Below are 20,060 nucleotides of genomic sequence, written 5' to 3'. Positions count from 1 at the left end.
AGTTGGCATACTTTTCATCCCTGCGATCGGCTCACTCGTCGATCATGATTGTCGATCAGATTACGGTGCGTTTCGGCTGTGAGTGAAATGATATTGGTGCGGACATGCGCTTCGATTTCTACAGGCGCCTTTTTGGCGATATAGGCCGCAATGATCCACTCATGCCCGTGAAGGGTTGACTTGCCGCTATCCTTTCCAAGCGTATGCAGGATTGTGGCTTCCGTCCTCGGTTGGATGAAGCGATTTATCATTGCAATTCGCGATCGCAGTTGCGCGATCTGCTCGACGATTGTTTCGTTCGGGCACCGCCTGTTGATCACGGAATGGAAATCCAGGTTTCCCTGGGTCCAGCCCGACAGGTCGAAAGAAGCAAGGGCCTCTGCCATGCGTTCGTTGATCTTTTGAAGCTCCTTGATATCGCCGGCCGTAATTCTTGGCGCGGCGGCGCCGGTCACATAACCCTCCAGCACTGCCAGCAACTCCATCTGTTCGGCCCAGAGATCCGGATCAGCCCCGGCCACGATCGCGCCGGAGTTTTTACTGAAGATGACCAGACTCTCTGCTTCTAACCGGCGGATTGCCTCGCGCACCGGCACGGGACTAATCGATAGCTCCTTTGCAAGTGTGTCGATCACAAGCCGTTGTTTGGGTGCATAGAGGCCGCGATCGATCCCCGCCTTGATATAATCGTAGGCGAGTTGCTGTTTGCTTTTCGCTTCTGCGGCGGGTGCCACCACCTTGGCCATGCGTCACTCTCCAACGATGATCAAATTGAAAATCAGATTTGATTTCAGTCGGCGTAAAGACTTCAGAGGGCTTAGGCAAGACCTAGTGCTTCCAGGCCAGCCGCCGCTCAAGGCTCAAGCTCAACCGCGATAGGGCAAAGACGATCAGGATAAAGATTAACCCGGCGACAGTCAGATACTCGAACTGCTTGTAGGTGATGGATGCCTGAGCGTTGGCGACGTAGAGAATATCTTTGACGCCAATGACGCCGACGATCGCGGAATCCTTCAAAATCACGACGAACTGGTTCAGAAGGAGCGGAATTGCCGTACGTAGCGCCTGCGGCCAGATGACGATCGAATTGGTTTTCCAGTGCGACAGACCCATGGCGGCAGCCGCTTCCCATTGGCCGCGGTCAATGGTGAGCAATACGGACCGATAGATTTCGGCGACATAAGCGGTGTTCAATAGCGTCAAGGAGATGACGGCCGCTGTAACCGGGTCCATTTTCCAGCCGGTTGCGCCGGCCAGCGCAAAATAAACGAGTAGAACGTAAACATACGGCGACAGCGAGCGGAAGATCTGGATGTAGAGAAATCCAGTCACTCGGATGGCCGCGGATTTGCTCCTGAGAAGCGATACAATCAGCCCGCCGAAGACGATCGAAAGCGTGAGCGAAGCGATTGCAATCAAGAAAGTGAACCGAAGCCCGTAAAGCATGGAGGGCAGGTGGTTGAGAACCGCGTACCAGCTATTCATGATCTCAAGCCCCTCTACTTTCATTGAGACGGTTTTCGACGACTTTCACCAGAAGAGACAAAACCAGCATCGTTGCGATCAGTAGAACCGCGACCGAGATATAGGCTTCGAATGGCCTGTATTGATTGAGACTGATGTCCTGGGCCGCGAAGATAAGCTCCGGGACAGCGACCACCGCCGCGTACGTCGATGCTTTGAAGCAGATAACGAAGACATTCAACAGGGGCGGAATCACGACGCGGATGACCTGTGGAAACAGGATAGAACGATTAATCCGGTAGTCGGAAAGACCAAGAGCCTTGCCAGCTTCGCTCTGCCCGATATCGATCGAATTGTAACCGGTCCTGAAGATCTCGGAGGCAAATGCCGAGCTCATAATAGCGATGGCAATGATAATCGATTGTGATCCGGTCAAAGCCAAACCGAATTTTGTTGCGAGCCCGAAGTAGACCCACAAAAGCAGAAGATACATCGGCAAGCCGCGAACGATTTGCACGTAAATGTATGACACTGCTCGGGCAAGTTTCAACCGGGAGGCCGAACCCAGGTAGGAGATGAACCCGATGACGCAGCCGATCGCAAAGCCGGCCAAAGCGAAATAGAGGTCGTAACCCAATCCCCAAAGGAAGCGCGGCCATTGCGCCAGGATAATCGAGAAACCCAGGTTCATGAAGTTTCCATTCTCATTGCTCTGTTTCTTCTGCGGAGTGCCTAATCGATACGCCCGCCCGACAGCCTCGTCAACATCATATATGATTTCATATTGCACGACAGATAGGTTTAGGTCATAAATGTCGCCCAGGCGATCGCAAAAGGTCGATGAACAAGGCGGAACGGACGGATCGAAATGCGGTTTTCAGGAAAAACGGTCATCGTTACAGGAGTCGCGAGCGGCCTTGGACGCGCCGTTGCGCAGTCATTGGCGAAAGAGGGCGCAAAGCTTGTTCTAGTTGACCGCGCAAAACATCAGCTTGAAGACTTCGTCCTCGCATTGAGCAGTGGGGAGGCAGAGGCTGTTGAGGTTGTTGGCGATGTCTCCCAGGAAAAAACCTCCAAGCAGGCAGTTGCGCTGGCACTGTCTCGATTCGGAACGCTCGACATTTTGATTAACAATGCCGGCATCAATCCCACCGGGACGATCTCGCAAACAGACCCCACAACGTGGCAGCAGGCTTTGGATATCAATCTCAAGTCGGCTTACCTTTTTTGTCGAGAAGCGATCCCGCATATGGTGAAGGCGGGGAGGGGGGTGATCGTTAACACCGCCTCGATCGCAGGCCAGCGCGCATCGACCGCTGAGTCCGTCTATGGGGTTTCTAAGGCCGGCTTGATCATGCTGACACGTACGATTGCCCGTGATTATGGACCAAAAGGGATACGCGCGAATGCGATCTGCCCCGGTGTCCTCGAAAGTGTCATGGCCGATCGCTTAACCCGAATGTCAGCTGACCAGATCGCCGCTCGTGACCAACGTTTCGCGCCGACGGTGCCTCTCGGTCGTCTCGGAACCTACGAGGAAATTGCCAAAGCCACGCTCTTTTTGGCGAGTGAGGAGGCCAGCTACGTGAATGGTGCGCAGCTGACAGTCGACGGCGGGCTGACCGCCTAGCAAGAACTGTACCCCACAGGAGTGGGTTGCAGGCCGGAAATTTCATTGTGGAAACAACAAGGGGAATGATCATGGATACGAAACAAGATAGTGGAATGCAGGCAAACCGTCGTTCGCTCCTAACTGCCGGTCTGTTTGCCGGCGGCGCAGCGGCTGTTGCTCTTGGTACGACAACACCGGTCAGCGCGCAGGATGCCAACAACGAATCGGTTCTCGACAAAGCGATCCGCACCAAGAAAATTGTGGTTGCGGCGAGCCTGAAATACCCGCCCAACCTCTACATCAATGACAAGGGTGAGCCGGACGGCTACGAGATCGCCCTCATTCGTCAAATGATCAAGGATGTCTCTCCCGATATCCAGATCGAATTCGCGGACATGGATTTTGGACAGATGTTCGCAGCCGTGGAGTCAGGCCGAGCCGATATCATGACGACTGGAACGATATTGCCGTCTCGATCCCTGCGCGGCTGGTTTGCAGGTTGTGCCGTTACCTTTCAACCGGTCTACGTCGTCGGACGGCAAGCGGCAGATCTGACGTTTGACCAAATGAACACGCCTGACTTCAAGTTCGCAGCCCTTCAGGGAAGCTCTCAGGAAGCAAAGATCCGTTCACTTTACCCGAAGGCAACCGTGTCAGTTTTCCCGGACCAGACCGGCGCGATCGGCGAGGTTATGTCGGGCCGTGCGAACGCGACCTTGCAATCGCTGTTTACCATCGTGAACACCAAGAAGCAGGGCGTCGACCTGACAATTATCGGCAAGGGGCCTGCTTACGTCGATCACAACACCTTCTTCATGCCGACGGGGGATACGAAGATGTACATGTTCGTGACTAACTGGCTGCTGTTCAATGCCGCAGGCGGCATCCTCAACTCCGTGTTCCGTGAGTATGTCGGCAAGGATGCGATTGCTGCAGGCCTGCCATACCTTGCAGTCGGTCCGGGTGGTAGCCCGCTTCGCGTGGAAGCCTAATACTCTTGTGGGGCGGCCAAATCATGCCGCCCCGCTTCTACAAGGAGCGAAAAAGTGGAAATCACCGAGAATAGAAAAACTGTCATCTCACTGCACAATGCTAGCAAATGGTTTCCCAGTCCTGACCTCCCCCATGTCAGGGGACTGAACTCCGTTTCGCTAGACGTTCTGGAGGGTGACGTCGTTGTATTGCTCGGTCCCAGCGGCTCGGGCAAGAGCACACTCTTGAGATGCCTTAACCTGCTTACCATTCCTGATGAGGGGCGCTTGCGGGTCGGATCGGTGGAATGGGACGCCCGCGCCTATCACGGTACACGTTCGAAAGAACGCCATTACAAGGGTGACCTTCAGCGGCTGCGGCGTGAAACCGGGATGGTCTTCCAGCACTTCAATCTTTTCCCGCATATGACCGTGCTGCAGAACGTAATGTGTGGCCTCATCCACACAAAGGGAAAATCCAAAGATGAAGCCCGCGAAATTGCCCGCCAGGAAATCGCAAAGGTGGGCTTGGCCGAAAGAGAGGGGCATTTTCCTGGGCAGCTGTCAGGTGGACAAAAGCAACGCGTCGCCATTGCGCGTGCAATTGCGACGAAACCGCTGGCAATGCTCTTTGACGAACCCACCTCCGCCCTTGATCCGGAATTGCGAGGCAGTGTGCTGGCGGTAATGCAGGACCTTGCCAAAGAAGGGATGACCATGGTTGTCGTGACCCACGAGATGGGTTTTGCACGCGCAGTCGGCAACCACATCGTTTTTCTCGAAAGCGGCGAAATCATCGAGGAGGGGCTTTCGAACAATTTCCTCGACAATCCAAAGACCGAGCGTGCAAAACGATTTTTGTCGCAGATTGCCTAAGCCCATGCACGACAGGTCCGAATGGGCGCCGAAGAAACGGAGCATGAACAATGTCGTAGTTCGGATGTGCAACATCCGAACTCTGTGGATTGCTATCGACATGCGCCAATTTTGATTTCTCTGTCCGGTCCGACTCGACAACGCTTCACGCAGATTGGTCATGAATGGAGTCCGGCGATGGCAAAGCGCAAGCTTCTCAAAGATCAAGATCGTCGGAAGCTTGTCGATATCCCAGTCGACGAGAACAGCTTAATCCGACACTATTCGTTGTCATTAGCGGATCGCCTGGAGATCGAACTGCGGAGACGTAATCACAATCGGCTCGGCTTTGCCATCCAGCTATGACTGATGCGATACCCGGGTCGAGTGCTTGGAGCAGAGGAAACTCCGCCTCGCGCCATGCTGAAATATGTTGCTGATCAGATCGGCGCCGCTTCAGAAAAATTCGCCCTCGTGAGATCGCCGCGCCGCGATATTGGCCGCAATTCAGGCGGCGACGACATGCGACGACGGTGCAGCAATAGCCAGTTCGCTTGTCGCTACGTTTCCGAGGCAATCTCCGGCGGCTTTTCGCGTTTGGTCATTGTCGACTTCTTCCTCTGTTAATTCAATCGCCCCCACGCGGAATTCCATTCAACGCCTTCAACAAGCTCAATGAAGACAGGCTCATCGCTATTGGCGTTGTGAGAGGCCGCCAGCTTGAAGGCTGCTTCCGGCTCCATTTCCTCTCCGGGAAAAATCGTATCGTCCGTGTCGGTGTCGGCTAACTTGCGGACATATCCCCGGATTTGATCGCCGGAGTGATAAAACTTGATCACCAACGACCCTGTCGGCGCTGTACCGCGAAGATATCGCCGGTAGTCAGCGCGTTGCGCTGTTGCACCGGCATCACCGGCTCTATACCAATGCGCGACGTCCTGGCCGTCGGGTCGACCCTCGTCTTCCCAGATCTGATATGCGCGTAGCCTCCTCTCCTCGTCATTGAACCTAGACGCCGCTGGCTGCTTGATGACCGTCAGGACGACTTTACCCCGAATATGCTGTTCTTTGAGAGCCGCCTGGGCGGCGGCTGCCTGGGCAAGTCCGAATGTGCTGGCAACGACGACCTTGACCTTGCCTTGGTCGATCAACTGCGCGATTTCCCGCAATTGGCCACCATTTGGCTGAGCGGTGTAACGGCCGACCCGAATGCCCACTGCCTTGGCTCGAGCCTTGTCCGGCTCCTGGAGTGTCGAAATGAGCGCGCCTTTCGGCTTGACGACGCTGAAGCTTCTCTGCTGCGTCTCGCCACCGATCAGGTCGAAAACAAGATCGACAGGCTCGACAACATCTTCGAAATTCTCCCTCTTGTAATCGATCACCTCGTCGGCGCCGAGGTCGGTTACAAAGTCTATATCGGACGACGACACTGTTGTGGCGACCCAGGCGCCCTCGGCCTTGGCAAACTGAACGGCGAAATGGCCGACCCCGCCAGCACCTCCGTGAATGAGGACCCGCTGGCCAGACTGAAGCCGACCATGATCAAACAGACCCTGCCACGCCGTAATGCCGGCCAGTGGCACGGCAGCAGCACCGATTGCATCAAGTGCCTGAGGCTGTGCAGCCACTTCGTCAGCGCAAAAGGTTCGGCTCCCGGCGAAACGCTTGGCGTCGGCCAAGAGGATAATGACCATTATTTGGGCAACCTCACCCTACGCGGTGGCTAGAGCGACACCGTCTTTCATGCTCGATTATCCTACAGCTTAGCATTAGAGACGTGGAGAATTTTTATGGTTGAACCAGCTCCCTCGCAACTGGAGACCGATGCGCTCCGTAAGGACCGGTTTCATCTGATTCAGGCCGCCCCGGTAGCCGGAAGTATCGGTGCTGAAGCTCGCGAGCTCATCACCTCTGCCGAAGACATCTTCGTCTTTGACCAGAGCGGCAGAAAACTCATCGACGGGCCGGCAGGTATGTGGTGCATCAATGTCGGGCATCGCAACCAAGCCCTGGCCGATACATTGCGCGACCAGGCGATGTCCCTGACGTACTCGACACCATGGTATACAAGCAATGCGCCCGCGGAGAAGCTTGCGCAGATGCTAGCGGAGCGGGCGCCGGGCGATCTCAATCATGTGTTTCTTACAACAGGCGGATCTTCCGCGGTCGAAACAGCCATACGGCTCGTGCAGTTCTATAACAACGTACGCGGACAGCCGCAGAAGAAATTGCTGGTCTCCCGCCAGGGAAGCTACCATGGCTCGACCTACCTGACCGCATCGCTGAACGGCCGCCCACGGGATCACGATTGGATGGATGGCGCAAGCGAGCTCGTAAGAAAGTTGACTTGCCCCAATCCCTTCCACCGACCGGCCAACCTGTCAGTGGAGGCCTTTGAAGATTTCCTCGTCGATGAGTTTCGCGCGCTCATTGCGCATGAGGGTGCTGGGCGAATCGCCGCCTTTGTTGCCGAACCGATTCAGGCAAGCGGCGGAGTCTTGATGTCGCCGCCGAACTATCTCAAGCGCATGCGCGCGCTCTGCGCAGAAAATGACATCCTCTTGATCGCCGACGAGGTCGTCACCGCCTTCGGACGGCTCGGCCACATTTTCGCATCGGAGGATGTCTTCGGAATCCAGCCAGACATGATAACCTTCGCAAAGGGTGTCACCTCGGGATATTTTCCCCTCGGCGGCGTCATGGTGTCGGAGCGTTTGTTCGCCGAACTTCGCCGCTCAAACCATCCCAACGCCAATTTCGTGCATGGTCTGACCTATTCCAGCCACCCCATCGGCTGCGCGGTGGCAATCCGCAATATCGAGTTGCTGGAAGACGGCCTCCTCGAGCACGCGCGTGAAATCGGTCCCTATTTTCAGGAGCAGTTGCGAACGCTGGAGGAACTCCCGCTCGTCGGGGAGGTTCGGGGCGCCGGCCTTATGGCGGGGATTGAATGTGTTGCCGACGCCAAAGCCGAGAATCCTCTCGATCTCGATCTGACCGTCGGTAAGCGGATCGACTTTCATTGCCAGGAGAATGGGCTGCTTGTCAGACCCCTCATCAACATGTGCGTCATGTCGCCGCCGCTTACCATCAACCGCTCGCAAGTCGACATGATGACCGATGCTCTTCGCAAGGGGATTGAAGCAACGGCGCAGGACCTGATCCGCGAGAGACTTTGGCGGCCGGCATGACCTGTTGGCTGCCTCCCTTTTAAGCAGAGGGGATGGCTAGACGAGAGGCAAGCAGCCAGCACAATTTTGAAGCCGGAACTGAGCATTCTTGGGAAGTCTGCAGGTTTGGAAATGTCGCAATGCTGGATTTTCCAGCCAGAAAACAAGCGAGGGGAAAATGAGATTCACCGTCACATCCGCCGCATTTATTCTTGGCCTGAGCGCCACCGTCGCCCTGGCTGAAGGCAATCTCAACATCTACAACTGGGGCGAATACACCAGCCCCGAACTGATTGAAAAATTCTCAAAAACATACAACGTCCATGTGACGTTGACGGATTTCGATTCCAACGACACGGCACTCGCAAAGGTGCGCCAAGGGGCCTCCGGATTTGATGTCGTAGTTCCGTCGCAGAGCTTCGTCCCCACCTATATTCAGGAAGGGCTGCTTGCCGAAACAAATCCAGGGCAGATGGAAAATGCCAAGAACCTCGAAGAGAGGTGGCGGGATCCCGCTTTCGACCCAGGCCGAAAATATTCCGTGCCATGGCTTTGGTATACGAGCGGCATAAGCGTCAATACCACGGCCTTCAAAGGCGACATAAATACCTGGAAGGTGATTCTGGATCCGCCGGACGAACTGAAGGGAAAGATCAATATCGTTCCCGAGATGAACGATATCATGTTCGCCGCGATCAAGTTCGAAGGCGGCGCATGGTGCACAAGCGACAAGGCTTTGCTCACCCAGGTCCGTGACCGCCTGGTTGAGGCCAAGAAGAGTTGGCTGTCAATCGACTATGCCGGCATACAGAGAATGGCCACCGGAGATGTCTCGGCCTCCCTCGACTGGAGTGGTTCCGCGTTGAAGCGGCGTACTGAAAACCACAGCATCGCTTATGGCCTTCCCAGAGAGGGCTTCACCTATGGCTCTGACAACGTGGTGGTGCTGAAGGATGCTCCAAATCTGGAGAACGCGAAGCTTTTTCAAAACTTCATCATGGCGCCCGAAAACGCAGCGTTGAATTCGGTCTATGCCAAATATGGAGCGGCCATTATCGGCGCCGAGAAATACTACTCCGAGGATATGAAGGGTGCGCCGGAACTTGTCATTCCCGACGACATGAAATCAAAGGGCGAGCTTTTGACGCTTTGCGATCCAAAGATCTCGCAGCTCTACAGCCGCATCTGGCAGGACGTCCAGAAGTAGGTCAGCGAGCATGGCAGCCCGCTACCGATCTCTTTCACTCGGTTCGACGTCAGCGCGCTTGTTCTATCTGCTCCATCGACCCTCGCTACGCGATTTAGGATGAGGACAATATGACAGGTGAGATTACACCGGGGGTCGCTATTCGACTGGACAAGGTAACCAAGACCTACGGTTCTGGGAATGGCATCGTCGCAGCGGTCAAGAGCACGACGCTTGACATCTTCAAGAATGAGTTTTTCACGTTGCTCGGCCCGTCGGGTTGCGGAAAAACCACTCTGTTGCGGCTGATAGGCGGCTTCGAATATCCGACAGCCGGCACCATCCTTCTCGATGGCGAGGATATTGCGTCGGTACCGCCGTTCCAACGTCCCATCAACACCGTCTTCCAGAATTACGCGCTTTTCCCACACATGACGGTCGCGGAAAATATCGGCTTTGGCCTGAGAATGCTCAAACGGCCCCGCCATGAAATCGCTGCCCGCGTTGATGAAATGTTGAAACTGGTGCGACTGGAAAATCTGTCCGGTCGGCGGACGGGACAGATATCGGGTGGTCAACAGCAGCGGGTCGCGCTGGCGCGCGCGCTCGCATCCGAGCCGAAGGTTTTGCTTCTCGACGAGTCACTTTCGGCGTTGGATTACAAGCTTCGCAAGGAAATGCAGATGGAGCTCAAAGCGCTCCAGGCAGCGACGGGCATCACCTTCATTTTCGTAACCCATGATCAGGAGGAGGCCTTGACGATGTCTGATCGTGTCGCGGTGCTGTCCTCAGGTGAAATAATGCAGGTCGGAACCCCGCACGAAGTCTACAACAGGCCGGCAAATCGTTTCGTGGCGAATTTTGTCGGTGAAACGAACTTCCTCCAGGGAAGAGGGCTCGGCCCGGACGCTTGCGGGACGATGATCGATCTTCAGGGGATCGGCGCCGTCGCCATTCCAATGAAAGACGCGGTTCTCGACGGTACCCTGGTAAACATCGTCGTCCGGCCCGAGCATTTGCGAATTTTTCCGTTGTCCCAGGAACCGGCGAGCCAACTTACAGGGTCTGTGAAGACGGTAAGTTTCTGCGGTCCCGAGACGCAGTACACTGTCGAACTGAGCAATGGCGCGGGTCTTCTGTTGGTCCGCAAATATAACACGCCGAACGAAAATCGGCCCATTGCCATCGGGGATGAGGTTTTTGTGAAGTTCACACCGAACACCGCCCAGGTGTTGCCCGGCTGAGGGGACGTAGAGATGGCTAGTCTTGAATTCGCACGGTTGAAAACAGAGAGCCGAACGCGCTGGCTTTTGATTAGTCCTGCCTTGCTCGTCGTCATCATCGGCGCGATCGCACCGCTTCTGGTCATCGTGATTTACTCATTCTTGACCCCTGGTCCTACAGGCGGCGTGAATTTTACGCCGTCTTTCGAGGCCTGGACGCGCGTGCTCTTCGACCGTGATCTTTTCGATGACACCGTGACGCTGTCTGGGACGAACCTCGAGATTCTGCTGCGCTCGCTTCTCCTGTCGCTGGTGACCACTTTGCTGTGCCTGCTCGCAGGATTTCCTACAGCTTATTTCATCGCGACCCGCAATCCACTCAATCGGGAAGTCTGGCTTTTACTTGTCACGGTCCCCTTTTGGACAAATCTCCTTATCCGCACGTTCGCCATACAAGATCTCATCCGGAACGAAGGAATCATCAATACCCTTCTGCTCAAGGCGGGATTGATCTCTGAACCGATCCAGATGCTGTTCACGAATTTCGCGATTTGCCTCGGCCTGGTCTACGTCTATCTTCCTCTGATGATCCTGCCTGTTTATGCAAGTCTGGAACGGCTGGATCGAAACCTGCTCGAGGCAGCGTCCGACCTTTACGCCCGTCCATTCAAGGTGCTTTGGGAGGTCATCGTACCACTTGCCCAACCGGGCATCGTTGCTGGCTCCATTCTCGTTTTCATCCCTGCAATCGGTACCTATGTCACCCCCATCCTGCTCGGTGGCGGCAGAAAACTCATGATCGGCAACTATATCGAATTGCAGTTCGGCCAGGGACGGGACTGGCCGTTCGGCTCCGCTCTTTCGCTGACCCTTATGGGCATCGTGATGGTGGCGCTGCTCGTCTATATCCGTCACGGCGACACCCACGGACACGAACATGGCTAAAAATTTCCCCGTGACCCATCAGCGTGGCTTCAGTGCCGTTGCCGTCACCACGTTCATTTTTCTATACGCACCATTGGCCGTGGCCCTCGTTCTTGCTTTCAACGCCGGGACCAGTGCGGCGAAATGGGAAGGCTTCTCGCTTCGTTGGTTTCAAAGCGCTGCAAACAATCAACAAGTAATCGCAGCTTCTATTCTGTCGCTGAAACTTGCTGCAATATCCGCCGTATTGGCAACAGCGGTGGCCACGTTTGCTGCATTGGCGATGACGCGGGGACCAAAGTTCCGAGGGTGGACGGTCACCTACGGCATAATCTCGGTCCCGTTGATGGTGCCAGAGATTGTAACCGCCGTGGCGCTCCTGGTTGTGAGCGCGACATTTCGAGGCTGGACCGGCTATACTGGCCTGGCCTATCTGATCGTAGCGCATACGGCGTTCTGCGTGCCGTTTGCCTATCTTCCGATCCGCGCTCGCCTTCAAACGATGGACATCAGTTTGGAGCGTGCTGCAGGCGACCTGTACGCATCGCCTTGGAACGCGTTTCGCTTCGTCACGATGCCCCTGCTTTTTCCAGGCGTACTCGCGGGCTTTATCCTCGCCTTTGTCACTTCGCTGGATGACGTCGTGATCACCGAATTCGTAAAGACTGCCGGCCAGGATACGCTGCCAACCTACATGCTGGGCCAAGTCCGTCGCACAATTACACCCGAGGTGAATGCGATAGCGGCCGCTTTCTTCGTGATCTCCTTGGCGCTGGTCATTTGTATTTACGCCGTCAATCAGCGAACGAAGATCAACTGAATTCTCAATTTCACACATCCCATCAGGATATCTGCAACACGGGCCATGCTTGATGAAAACCATTTTCTCGCCGAAACAACAGGAACACCAGGGTCAATGCGAATTTTACAATGGCGCTGTTGTTGAAGGTTACGAGAACACGTCGCGCGCAACCTTCATAACAAGCCGGATCGAAGAGGTGCGTCTAGGGCCCGTCCTTGACCCGCGACCGCAATCCTTGGACACCGCCAAACGAATTCACTCAACTGCCTATCTCGATTTTACAGCGTCAGCGTGGCGGCTTTGGCGAGAAGCTGGACGCACGGGCACAGCTCTTCCTTACGCTTGGCCGGCGAGAGGCAGGTATAAGGATGTTGCCCCAGACTCTATCGATGCTTTGCTCGGACTGTACTCGATCGATGCCAGTACAGGCTTTGTTGAAGGCACCTGGGAAGCCGTCAAGGCTTCGCATGACAGTGCCCTTACTGCGGCAGATTTGATCATCGAGGGCGAACAGGCTTGTTTTGCCCTTTGCCGTCCCCCCGGCCATCACGCCGGAATCGATTTCAACGGCGGCTACTGTTTTATCAACAATGCTGCCGTCGCCGCGCAACGCCTGATGGACGCTGGGGCTTCAAGAGTGACAATTCTCGACATCGACTATCACCATGGGAACGGCACACAAGAGATATTCTACATGCGCGATGACGTTCAGGTTGTCAGCCTTCACGCCGATCCCCGCAATGATTATCCATTTTTTGCTGGCTATGCGGATGAACGAGGTTCCGGCAGCGGAGAAGGGTTCAACCTCAACTTACCGCTTCCGGATGGCACCGACTGGACGCAATGGGAGAGCGCACTAGAATTCGCGCTTGGCAGCATCCGGCAGCGTGGCCCTGACGTAGTCGTCATCTCCCTTGGCGTTGACACCTTCGAAGGCGATCCGATCAGTCGCTTCCGGCTTTCGCACAGCCATTTTCCTCTTATTGGCGCCCACCTGGCCGGCCTGGGGACGAAAACCCTGTTCGTTCTGGAGGGCGGCTATGCTGTCGAAGACATCGGCGTAAACGTCGTCGGGGTTCTTTCTGGCTTTGAGGATGCCATCCGCCGTTGAGGCACTGGCTGCAACGAACAACAATGTTACTGGAGGAATCATGCAGTCCGACAACGCACTGAAATTCTATATCGACGGTCGATGGGTAATGCCGAGCGGCTCTGACCGAATGGACGTGATCAATCCTGCAAACGAACATCCGTTCATGCAGATCGCGATCGGCACCACCGAAGACGCCGACTTGGCCGTGCAAGCGGCCTATGAGGCCTTCCCGACCTTCTCGCAGACAAGCAAGAGCGAGAGGTTGGAACTCCTGCGCAATGTTCTACGATGCTACAATGATCGCTACGAAGATATCGCGCAGGCCGTCAGCACCGAACTCGGTGCACCTTTGAAATTTTCCCGCGAGGCGCAAGCCTGGGCGGGACAGATTCATCTGGAATCGACAATCGCGGCTCTTGAAGCATTCAGCTTTGACGAGCACAACGGAAGCTCGATGATCACTTGGGAGTCTATCGGCGTTTGCGCGCTTATCACGCCGTGGAATTGGCCGCTAAACCAAATCGTCTGCAAAGTTGCGCCGGCTCTTGCAGCGGGCTGTACAGTCGTGCTGAAGCCATCCGAGTTGGCGCCTCTCAGCGCGATGATCTTCGCGGAAGTGCTTGAAAAAGCCGGAACACCCAGAGGTGTGTTCAACCTGATCAATGGCACTGGCCCTGTGGTCGGACAGTATCTCGCCGGTCATCCGCGGGTCGACATGGTGTCCTTCACGGGATCGACCCGCGCGGGCATCATTGTCGCCAAGACTGCTGCTGATACGGTCAAGCGTGTGGCTCAGGAACTGGGCGGAAAGTCGGCCAATATCGTGCTGGCCGACGCTGACCTCGAAGATGCGGTGATCAAGGGCGTCGAAGCGTGTTTCAGCAATTCGGGCCAATCCTGCGACGCTCCGACTCGCCTTCTGGTCCCGGCCGAGCGCCATGCAGAGGCGCTTGAGATCGCAAAACGGGCCGCGGCCGCCACGCGAGTCGGAGATCCCCTATCTGAAAATACCGATATGGGGCCCGTGATCAGCCAGCAGCAATTCGACAAGATTCAGGGGTTAATTGGTGTCGGCGTAGAAGAAGGCGCCATTCTGGTTGCAGGCGGACTGGGTAAGCCGGAGGGGCTGGATGTTGGCTATTACGCAAGGCCTACGATCTTTGGCGGTGTGACGCCGGAGATGACGATTGCCCGAGAGGAAATTTTTGGTCCGGTCCTCTCGATCATTCCCTATGACACGGAGGCGGACGCAGTACGGATTGCAAACGACTCGATCTATGGTCTGGCCGCGTACGTGCAGGGAGGCGATCTGGAAAGGGCGAGAGCTGTCGCCCGGAAACTGCGGGCCGGGTCCGTCTACGTCAACTACGCGCCGTGGGATACACATGCGCCGTTCGGTGGATACAAACAGTCCGGGAATGGCCGCGAGTACAGCCATTGGGGAATCCGCGACTTTATGGAGGTCAAGGGGATAGTAGGCTGGGGGACGTGAGCGTCTCCCTCTGATACCTCAAATCCGGTGTGCTCGCCACGCGGAGATGTCTCGTGTGCCGATGCATGGTGAGGAGCAGAGCAAGCCCAGTAATGGCGAGTACCTGCCGAATTCTAACCCCTCAGCGTTTCAGACGGCGCCTCGCCGAAAAGCGACCTATAACGGAATGCAAAGCGGCTCCAGTGAAAAAAGCCCCAGTCCATGGCGATGTCCGAAACTTTCCGCGGCGCGCAACGGGCGTGCAGCAAGTCGCGACGCGCGCCGTTAAGCCGGAGCAAGGTCAGCATTTTGTCGAGAGGTATCTGCGAGAAGCTCTGACAGGAAGCCCTGAGATTGAAGGCCGACACACCGAGGTCACGCGATAGCGATCTCACCGTGTGCGGCCTGTCCGGCGCATCGAAAATCCTATCGCGAATTCTCTTATAGATTCTTTCGGCCTCGGCTATTTGAGGTGTTTCGCGAACGACGCTTTTCTGGAAAAGAAACTCGAAACGATCCGTGATGACGTCCGCGAGCACGTCATCGACGTTTTTCCTGGCGTAAGGATATGATTGTTGGCTCGCCGCTTGGAGCAGCGATAACAGCCAATCTGCGAGAAATGCCGCATGTTCCAATGGAGCTTCGACAAGGTGCGCTTTGCTACTGTGGTCTTCATCGCATATGGCGTCGCGCCTCAGAACGAGCATCAGCAAATCACTACCAGCATCCATGAAGCCGATGCGATTGGTCCAATTGAGAGCGAAGCCCGAGAGGCCGAGCGTTTTCTCGCCGCGAGCCAACTCACTTTCATCGAGTTTCGGGTAGTAATAGAAGATCACGCTTCCTTCGGGCGCGGAAAACGCTTGCTCTGTGCCGACACTGATGGTCTCGCGCAAGATCTCCACACCGGGGAGCAGGATGGCAGCCGTTCGACCGTCATAACCGCCGGTGGATACTTGTCGGTACTCTTGCCGCCAGCCCGGCAAGGACGTTTCCTGCTCCACCGCGTCATGGAAGGTGGTCTCAAAATACACGTCCCGCGTACCTCCAGTTACACTTTGATAAACCCGGTCAAGCCTATGCGTGAAAGAAGCTCCAGCATTGCGATACTGCACCAGCTCGGTCGTCTAGTAAACAAAGCCGGGAAATGGCGTTCGCTACGAACTGCTTTGGCCGGGCCCAGCATGGCCGCGTAGCCATCATAACCAGAAATGCGACTAGCCAAGTATCGGACGTCGCTCGTTGCTCCCGTACCATGCTCCGATTTCGGCTTCATAAGCAAGCGCGATGCTCAATACGTCCTGATCGCAATAGGTCTTGCCAACGATCTGAATTCCCGTGGGCACTCCGCTTGGAGCGCGCCCCGAGGGCACGCTGACGACCGGGCAACGGCTGAGCGTGTTGAAGGGATGGGTCATCAACCATCCGAGCATCGGCTCGACATCCTGACCGTTGATCTGAAGTCCGTTCGAAGGCTCGAAATCCGCGCTGACGGCCGGGAGCGCCAGGGTTGGGCAAATGAAGGCGTCAAAGTTCTCCATCATCGGGCCGAAAGTCCCGTACATCTCGCCGGCGACTTCGAGAGATCTCAGGTACTCTCTCATTCCCTTAGTACGAGCACTTTGGGCGAAGGAGCGGGTATAGCCACTTAGCTCGTCGCCATGCGTGTCGAGATATTGCGCGACCCATGTCCCGAAGATTGACGCGAGATAATCTCGCGCCGCTTCCTCCGCGCTGAGGGTCCAGCCGAGATCGACCTCGACGACTTCGGCGCCCATGTCTCTGAGACGGCCAATTGCGTCTAGGGTATTCTTCCGCACATCCTCGCTCACCTGTTTGAAGCCGAGATCGATAGAGTAGGCGATCCGCTTCGATTTCAGGTCTGCAGGTTGGTTCGCTATTTCGATTTTCGGCCGGAGAGAGACCACGTCGAGGGGGTGAGGCCCACTCATAACGTTTTGCATCAGGATGCAGTCGGCAACGGTGCGAGCAAGCGGGCCGGGATGGTTGTAAAAATCGAAGCCGAAGGGAGCAAGATCGGCATTCCGGCCATAGGGCGGCTTGTAGCCGACCAATCCGCAAGCCGACGCAGGAATGCGAATAGATCCACCGATGTCTGAACCGGAAGCGAGCGTCGTGAACCCCGCTGCCAGCGCCGCCGCGGAACCGCCGGAGGAGCCGCCGGTGGTGAACTCACGGTTCCAGGGATTGCGTGTAACGCCCCACAGGCGCGAATGAGTAAAGCCGGCGCATGAAAACTCAGGTGTTGTGGTTCGGCCAATGATGACCGCCCCGGCGTTGATCAGATGCTCGTTCACCGGTGATGTGACAGAAGCGACCTCCTCTCTGAAGATCAACGAACCAAATGTCGTGATCTTGCCGGCAATCAGGCTCTCATCTTTGATGGCCACCGGAATACCCTCCAGTGGCCGCACCTGTTCGCCGCTGCGGTATCGCCGCTCAGCCTCTCTTGCCGCGGCAATGGCCTCGTCCGCATAGAGGAATGAAAACGCGTTAATGTCAGAGCCGATCTCAGCAATGCGCGCCAACTGTGCCTTCAGAAGCTCGACGGGTGACAAACTTCCGTTTCGAAAGGCGGCGAGGGCTTCGGTGGCCGGCAAATAACAGAGTTCCAAATCGCTCATTCTTACGCTCCACACGATGGCCTTCTGATCGCAGCTTGGGCGAAACAGCGGATCAAATAAATTGCTCTGGTAGCATTGTCGGATTATCGCTCTCTATCCTCCCCCGTTTGGTGGTCGCGCCTATTTTTTAGGCCCTCAAAGGAATGTGCATCCCTTCTGGTTGGACGTAATTCTCGCCAGGTGCGATTGGTGCATCAGGCGGAAGTTGCGTAAGATCCTCGGCAGTTAGCCGCAGCGCGGCGAAGCCGTGATCGACGAAGGCGTCGAGTAGGCGGAAAACCCGTCTGTTCGTCGACGTCCAGCCGAGGACATTGTCGCCCCGTATCAAGGGAGCGATGGAGAGGCCGGAATGGCCCAGTTCTATCATCCGTTCAAAGTGTGGAACCGGAGGTGCTTAGTGTCCACTCATCGGGCTTGGAATACTGTCAGCCATTCCGCTGTCGTCATGACTCTTGCGAAGCCTGCGGCCAGGGTCGCGGCTGTGCCTGCCTTGATCGTGTCCTGCGTTGCCGTTTCCGACAGGTCGGGGCACCCGGTCGCGTCGACGGGGAAATCGACGAAATAGTCAAGGTCGTGCCCATGCCTCGCGGTTGCCTCGCAGCAGAAATTGGTCATGAATCCGGTCACCACGATCCGGTTTATCGACCTTTCCCGCAGCATCCGGTCGAGCCCTGTACCCACGAAGCTGGAATAGCGCTGCTTGCTGATCGTCAGGGCGCCAGTGGAAATCCTGAGTCTCGGGTCATCATCGACTTCTTCGGTCCCCGCGACAAATCCGAGTTCGCCCACCTTGCCACTGAAATCGAACATTCGGCCGGCATCCGAGCTATCCGCACGATGGACATGGCGGATGTGAACCACGAGGTCGCCCGCCGTTTCGGCCGCGGCCACGATAGCGTTGATGTTGGCGATCACGTCGGCATTGCCGACGCAATGCAAGGGCGAAGCCGGATCGGTATAGGCTTTTTGAACGTCGATCACAAGGATTGCGCGCGCCATGTCGTTCCTTCCGCTGAGCTGGTGCAACATAGTTGTGAAGGCCCAAAATCCTCAGATTCCCAGCGCAATGCCGTCTTTCCGTGATTCCGATGCGCCGATCAGTGTGCCGTTCTCCCAGTCGATTTGGATCGCCTGCGCGCCGCCGATCGGGTCCCCCGCGGGAGAGAAGGTGAAGCCCCGCCGTTCGAGTTCGGCTTTGGTTGCGCCATCAATCGTGTGCTCGGCCTCCACTCTCGTTCCATCGGATGTCGGCATTACGCGCGGCATATCGATCGCCTCCTGCATATCCATCCCGTAATCGAGAACCTTGGAGATCAAATGCGCATGGCCAAGCGCCTGATAATAGCCGCCCATCACGCCGAAGGGCATCTCCACCCGGCCATTGCGGGTCATCATGCCCGGGATGATCGTGTGCAGTGGTCGCTTCGAGGGGCCAACACAGTTTGGATGACCGGGTTTAACCGAGAAGCTCTGGCCGCGATTGTGCAGTATAACGCCAGAACCTGGCGCCACGAGGCCCGTGCCGAAACTGTCGAAGATCGAATTGATGAAGCTCACGGCATTGCGGTCACGGTCGACGACCGAGATATAGACGGTGTCGCGATGAAGCGGCATTTCGAACGGCGGCAGGTCGGTCAGCGCTTTCTTCAAGTCGATCATCGCCGCGAGCCTGTCGGCCAGCGCATCCGACAGCAACTCATCGACTGGTACTTTCGCCTTGTCCGGATCGGCGATCCAGGCGTCACGGGCGGCATACGCCAGGCGTGTTGCCTCGATCTCGATATGCAGCCGGTCCGGCGATTGCGGGTCGCCGTGAGCGTCGAAGCGGCTCAGGATATTGAGGATCAGGAGCGCGATGATGCCCTGGCCGTTGGGCGGGCATTCGTGAATCGTATAGCCGCGAAAGTCGGTGGTGACAGGGGCTACATACTCCCCGCGCGCGTTGGCAAAGTCTTCCATCGTGTGAAGCCCGCCCAGGGAACGCAGATAGGCGACTATGTCCTCGGCGACGGGGCCACCATAGAAGCCATCGCGCCCCTCGGCGGCGACGCGCTTCAGGGTTTCCGCCAGCTCCAGCTGACGATGCACCTCGCCGATCTTTGGCGCCCGCCCGCTAGGAAGGAAGATCCGCGCTGCCGTCGCGTCGGCGGCAAGCAGTTTTTCTTCCAACGACCAATCGCGATGGACGCGTGGCGTGATCGCATAACCACCTTCGGCAAGGCGGATGGCCGGCGCCAGCACGTCAGCGAAAGGGAGTTGGCCGTAATCGGAGTGCAGGCGTGTCCATGCGTCGATCGCCCCGGGGATGGTGACCGCAGCGGGTGACTGGCGTGGTACCTCCGTCAGCCTTCGCTCGTCAAACCAGTCGGCCATCAGCGCGGCAGGGGTGCGGCCCGAGCCATTGTAGGCAATGACCTTGTCCGATCCGCCGGGCGCATAGAGTGCGAAACAGTCGCCGCCGATGCCGGTCGAGCCCGGTTCGACGACGCATTGCACCGCGCAGGCGGCAATGGCGGCATCCATGGCATTGCCGCCGCGTTCCATGACCTGCAGCGCCGTAAGCGTCGCTGAAGGGTGCGAGGTCGCCGCCATCGCGTGGCGCGACACGGCAACGGATCGTGTCGGCTTCTCAAAGTTGCGCATT

At 56.7% G+C, this 20,060-nt stretch carries 18 protein-coding genes and 2 pseudogenes; 11 read left to right on the top strand and 9 right to left on the bottom strand.

What is annotated here, in order from left to right; all coding sequences use genetic code 11:
• Positions 1–14 precede the first annotated feature (14 nt).
• From J2J99_RS22325 to J2J99_RS22315, 3 genes are all read right to left on the bottom strand, one after another.
• Positions 15–746, bottom strand: coding sequence for a GntR family transcriptional regulator (locus J2J99_RS22325; protein WP_168297946.1), 732 nt, complete (start codon positions 744–746; stop codon positions 15–17).
• Positions 747–828: 82 nt separating this feature from the next.
• Positions 829–1,485, bottom strand: coding sequence for an amino acid ABC transporter permease (locus tag J2J99_RS22320; RefSeq protein WP_168297944.1), 657 nt, complete (start codon positions 1,483–1,485; stop codon positions 829–831).
• 4 nt (positions 1,486–1,489) lie between these two features.
• Positions 1,490–2,155, bottom strand: coding sequence for an amino acid ABC transporter permease (locus tag J2J99_RS22315; protein ID WP_168297942.1), 666 nt, complete (start codon positions 2,153–2,155; stop codon positions 1,490–1,492).
• Between the two features lie 177 nt (positions 2,156–2,332).
• On the opposite strand from J2J99_RS22315, the gene J2J99_RS22310 reads away from it, so the two are divergent.
• From J2J99_RS22310 to J2J99_RS34595, 4 genes and pseudogenes are all read left to right on the top strand, one after another.
• Positions 2,333–3,094, top strand: coding sequence for an SDR family NAD(P)-dependent oxidoreductase (locus J2J99_RS22310; protein WP_168297940.1), 762 nt, complete (start codon positions 2,333–2,335; stop codon positions 3,092–3,094).
• Positions 3,095–3,165: 71 nt separating this feature from the next.
• Positions 3,166–4,068, top strand: coding sequence for a transporter substrate-binding domain-containing protein (locus J2J99_RS22305; protein WP_168297939.1), 903 nt, complete (start codon positions 3,166–3,168; stop codon positions 4,066–4,068).
• Between the two features lie 60 nt (positions 4,069–4,128).
• Complete coding sequence (locus J2J99_RS22300) at positions 4,129–4,923, top strand: amino acid ABC transporter ATP-binding protein (RefSeq protein WP_375337281.1); 795 nt, start codon at positions 4,129–4,131, stop codon at positions 4,921–4,923.
• Between the two features lie 177 nt (positions 4,924–5,100).
• Positions 5,101–5,470 (top strand): annotated as a pseudogene (locus J2J99_RS34595) (DUF4158 domain-containing protein); the annotation flags it as partial.
• 55 nt (positions 5,471–5,525) lie between these two features.
• On the opposite strand, the gene J2J99_RS22290 reads toward J2J99_RS34595, so the two are convergent.
• Positions 5,526–6,596, bottom strand: a complete 1,071-nt coding sequence (locus J2J99_RS22290; RefSeq protein WP_168297937.1) for a zinc-binding dehydrogenase — start codon at positions 6,594–6,596, stop codon at positions 5,526–5,528.
• Between the two features lie 96 nt (positions 6,597–6,692).
• Between J2J99_RS22290 and J2J99_RS22285 the strand changes: the two genes are divergently transcribed.
• From J2J99_RS22285 to J2J99_RS22255, 7 genes are all read left to right on the top strand, one after another.
• On the top strand, positions 6,693–8,093 hold the full coding sequence (locus J2J99_RS22285; protein ID WP_168297935.1) for an aminotransferase: 1,401 nt from the start codon (positions 6,693–6,695) through the stop codon (positions 8,091–8,093).
• A 157-nt stretch (positions 8,094–8,250) separates the two neighbouring features.
• Complete coding sequence (locus J2J99_RS22280) at positions 8,251–9,279, top strand: ABC transporter substrate-binding protein (protein ID WP_168298101.1); 1,029 nt, start codon at positions 8,251–8,253, stop codon at positions 9,277–9,279.
• A gap of 110 nt (positions 9,280–9,389) precedes the next feature.
• Positions 9,390–10,502 carry an ABC transporter ATP-binding protein gene (locus J2J99_RS22275; protein WP_168297928.1) on the top strand — a complete coding sequence of 371 codons (1,113 nt, stop codon included), beginning with the start codon at positions 9,390–9,392 and terminating at the stop codon, positions 10,500–10,502.
• A gap of 12 nt (positions 10,503–10,514) precedes the next feature.
• Positions 10,515–11,426 carry an ABC transporter permease gene (locus J2J99_RS22270; RefSeq protein WP_168297926.1) on the top strand — a complete coding sequence of 304 codons (912 nt, stop codon included), beginning with the start codon at positions 10,515–10,517 and terminating at the stop codon, positions 11,424–11,426.
• Positions 11,419–12,225: an ABC transporter permease gene (locus J2J99_RS22265; protein ID WP_168297924.1), complete on the top strand. Its 807-nt coding sequence runs from the start codon at positions 11,419–11,421 to the stop codon at positions 12,223–12,225. Before J2J99_RS22270 ends, J2J99_RS22265 begins: the two co-directional genes overlap by 8 nt.
• Before the next feature lie 52 nt (positions 12,226–12,277).
• Positions 12,278–13,318 (top strand): histone deacetylase family protein, encoded by a 1,041-nt coding sequence (locus J2J99_RS22260; protein WP_168297922.1) that lies wholly within the window; start codon positions 12,278–12,280, stop codon positions 13,316–13,318.
• 40 nt (positions 13,319–13,358) lie between these two features.
• Positions 13,359–14,792: an aldehyde dehydrogenase family protein gene (locus tag J2J99_RS22255; protein ID WP_168297920.1), complete on the top strand. Its 1,434-nt coding sequence runs from the start codon at positions 13,359–13,361 to the stop codon at positions 14,790–14,792.
• A gap of 113 nt (positions 14,793–14,905) precedes the next feature.
• Here the strand turns inward: J2J99_RS22255 and J2J99_RS22250 are convergent, their stop codons facing one another.
• The 5 genes and pseudogenes from J2J99_RS22250 to ggt form a co-directional block, all read right to left on the bottom strand.
• Positions 14,906–15,805 (bottom strand): helix-turn-helix domain-containing protein, encoded by a 900-nt coding sequence (locus tag J2J99_RS22250; protein ID WP_168297918.1) that lies wholly within the window; start codon positions 15,803–15,805, stop codon positions 14,906–14,908.
• A 183-nt stretch (positions 15,806–15,988) separates the two neighbouring features.
• Complete coding sequence (locus J2J99_RS22245) at positions 15,989–17,416, bottom strand: amidase (RefSeq protein ID WP_168297915.1); 1,428 nt, start codon at positions 17,414–17,416, stop codon at positions 15,989–15,991.
• A gap of 232 nt (positions 17,417–17,648) precedes the next feature.
• Positions 17,649–17,783: pseudogene (locus tag J2J99_RS34735) on the bottom strand (aldo/keto reductase); the annotation flags it as partial.
• 38 nt (positions 17,784–17,821) lie between these two features.
• Complete coding sequence (locus J2J99_RS22240; RefSeq protein WP_168297913.1) at positions 17,822–18,415, bottom strand: cysteine hydrolase family protein; 594 nt, start codon at positions 18,413–18,415, stop codon at positions 17,822–17,824.
• A gap of 51 nt (positions 18,416–18,466) precedes the next feature.
• Positions 18,467–20,059 carry a gamma-glutamyltransferase gene (gene ggt, locus J2J99_RS22235; RefSeq protein ID WP_168297910.1) on the bottom strand — a complete coding sequence of 531 codons (1,593 nt, stop codon included), beginning with the start codon at positions 20,057–20,059 and terminating at the stop codon, positions 18,467–18,469.
• Position 20,060: the final 1 nt, after the last annotated feature.

The organism is Rhizobium binae, assembly GCF_017357225.1.
GTDB classification, from domain to species: domain Bacteria; phylum Pseudomonadota; class Alphaproteobacteria; order Rhizobiales; family Rhizobiaceae; genus Rhizobium; species Rhizobium binae.
This window is presented reverse-complemented; position numbering and strand designations above follow the sequence as displayed.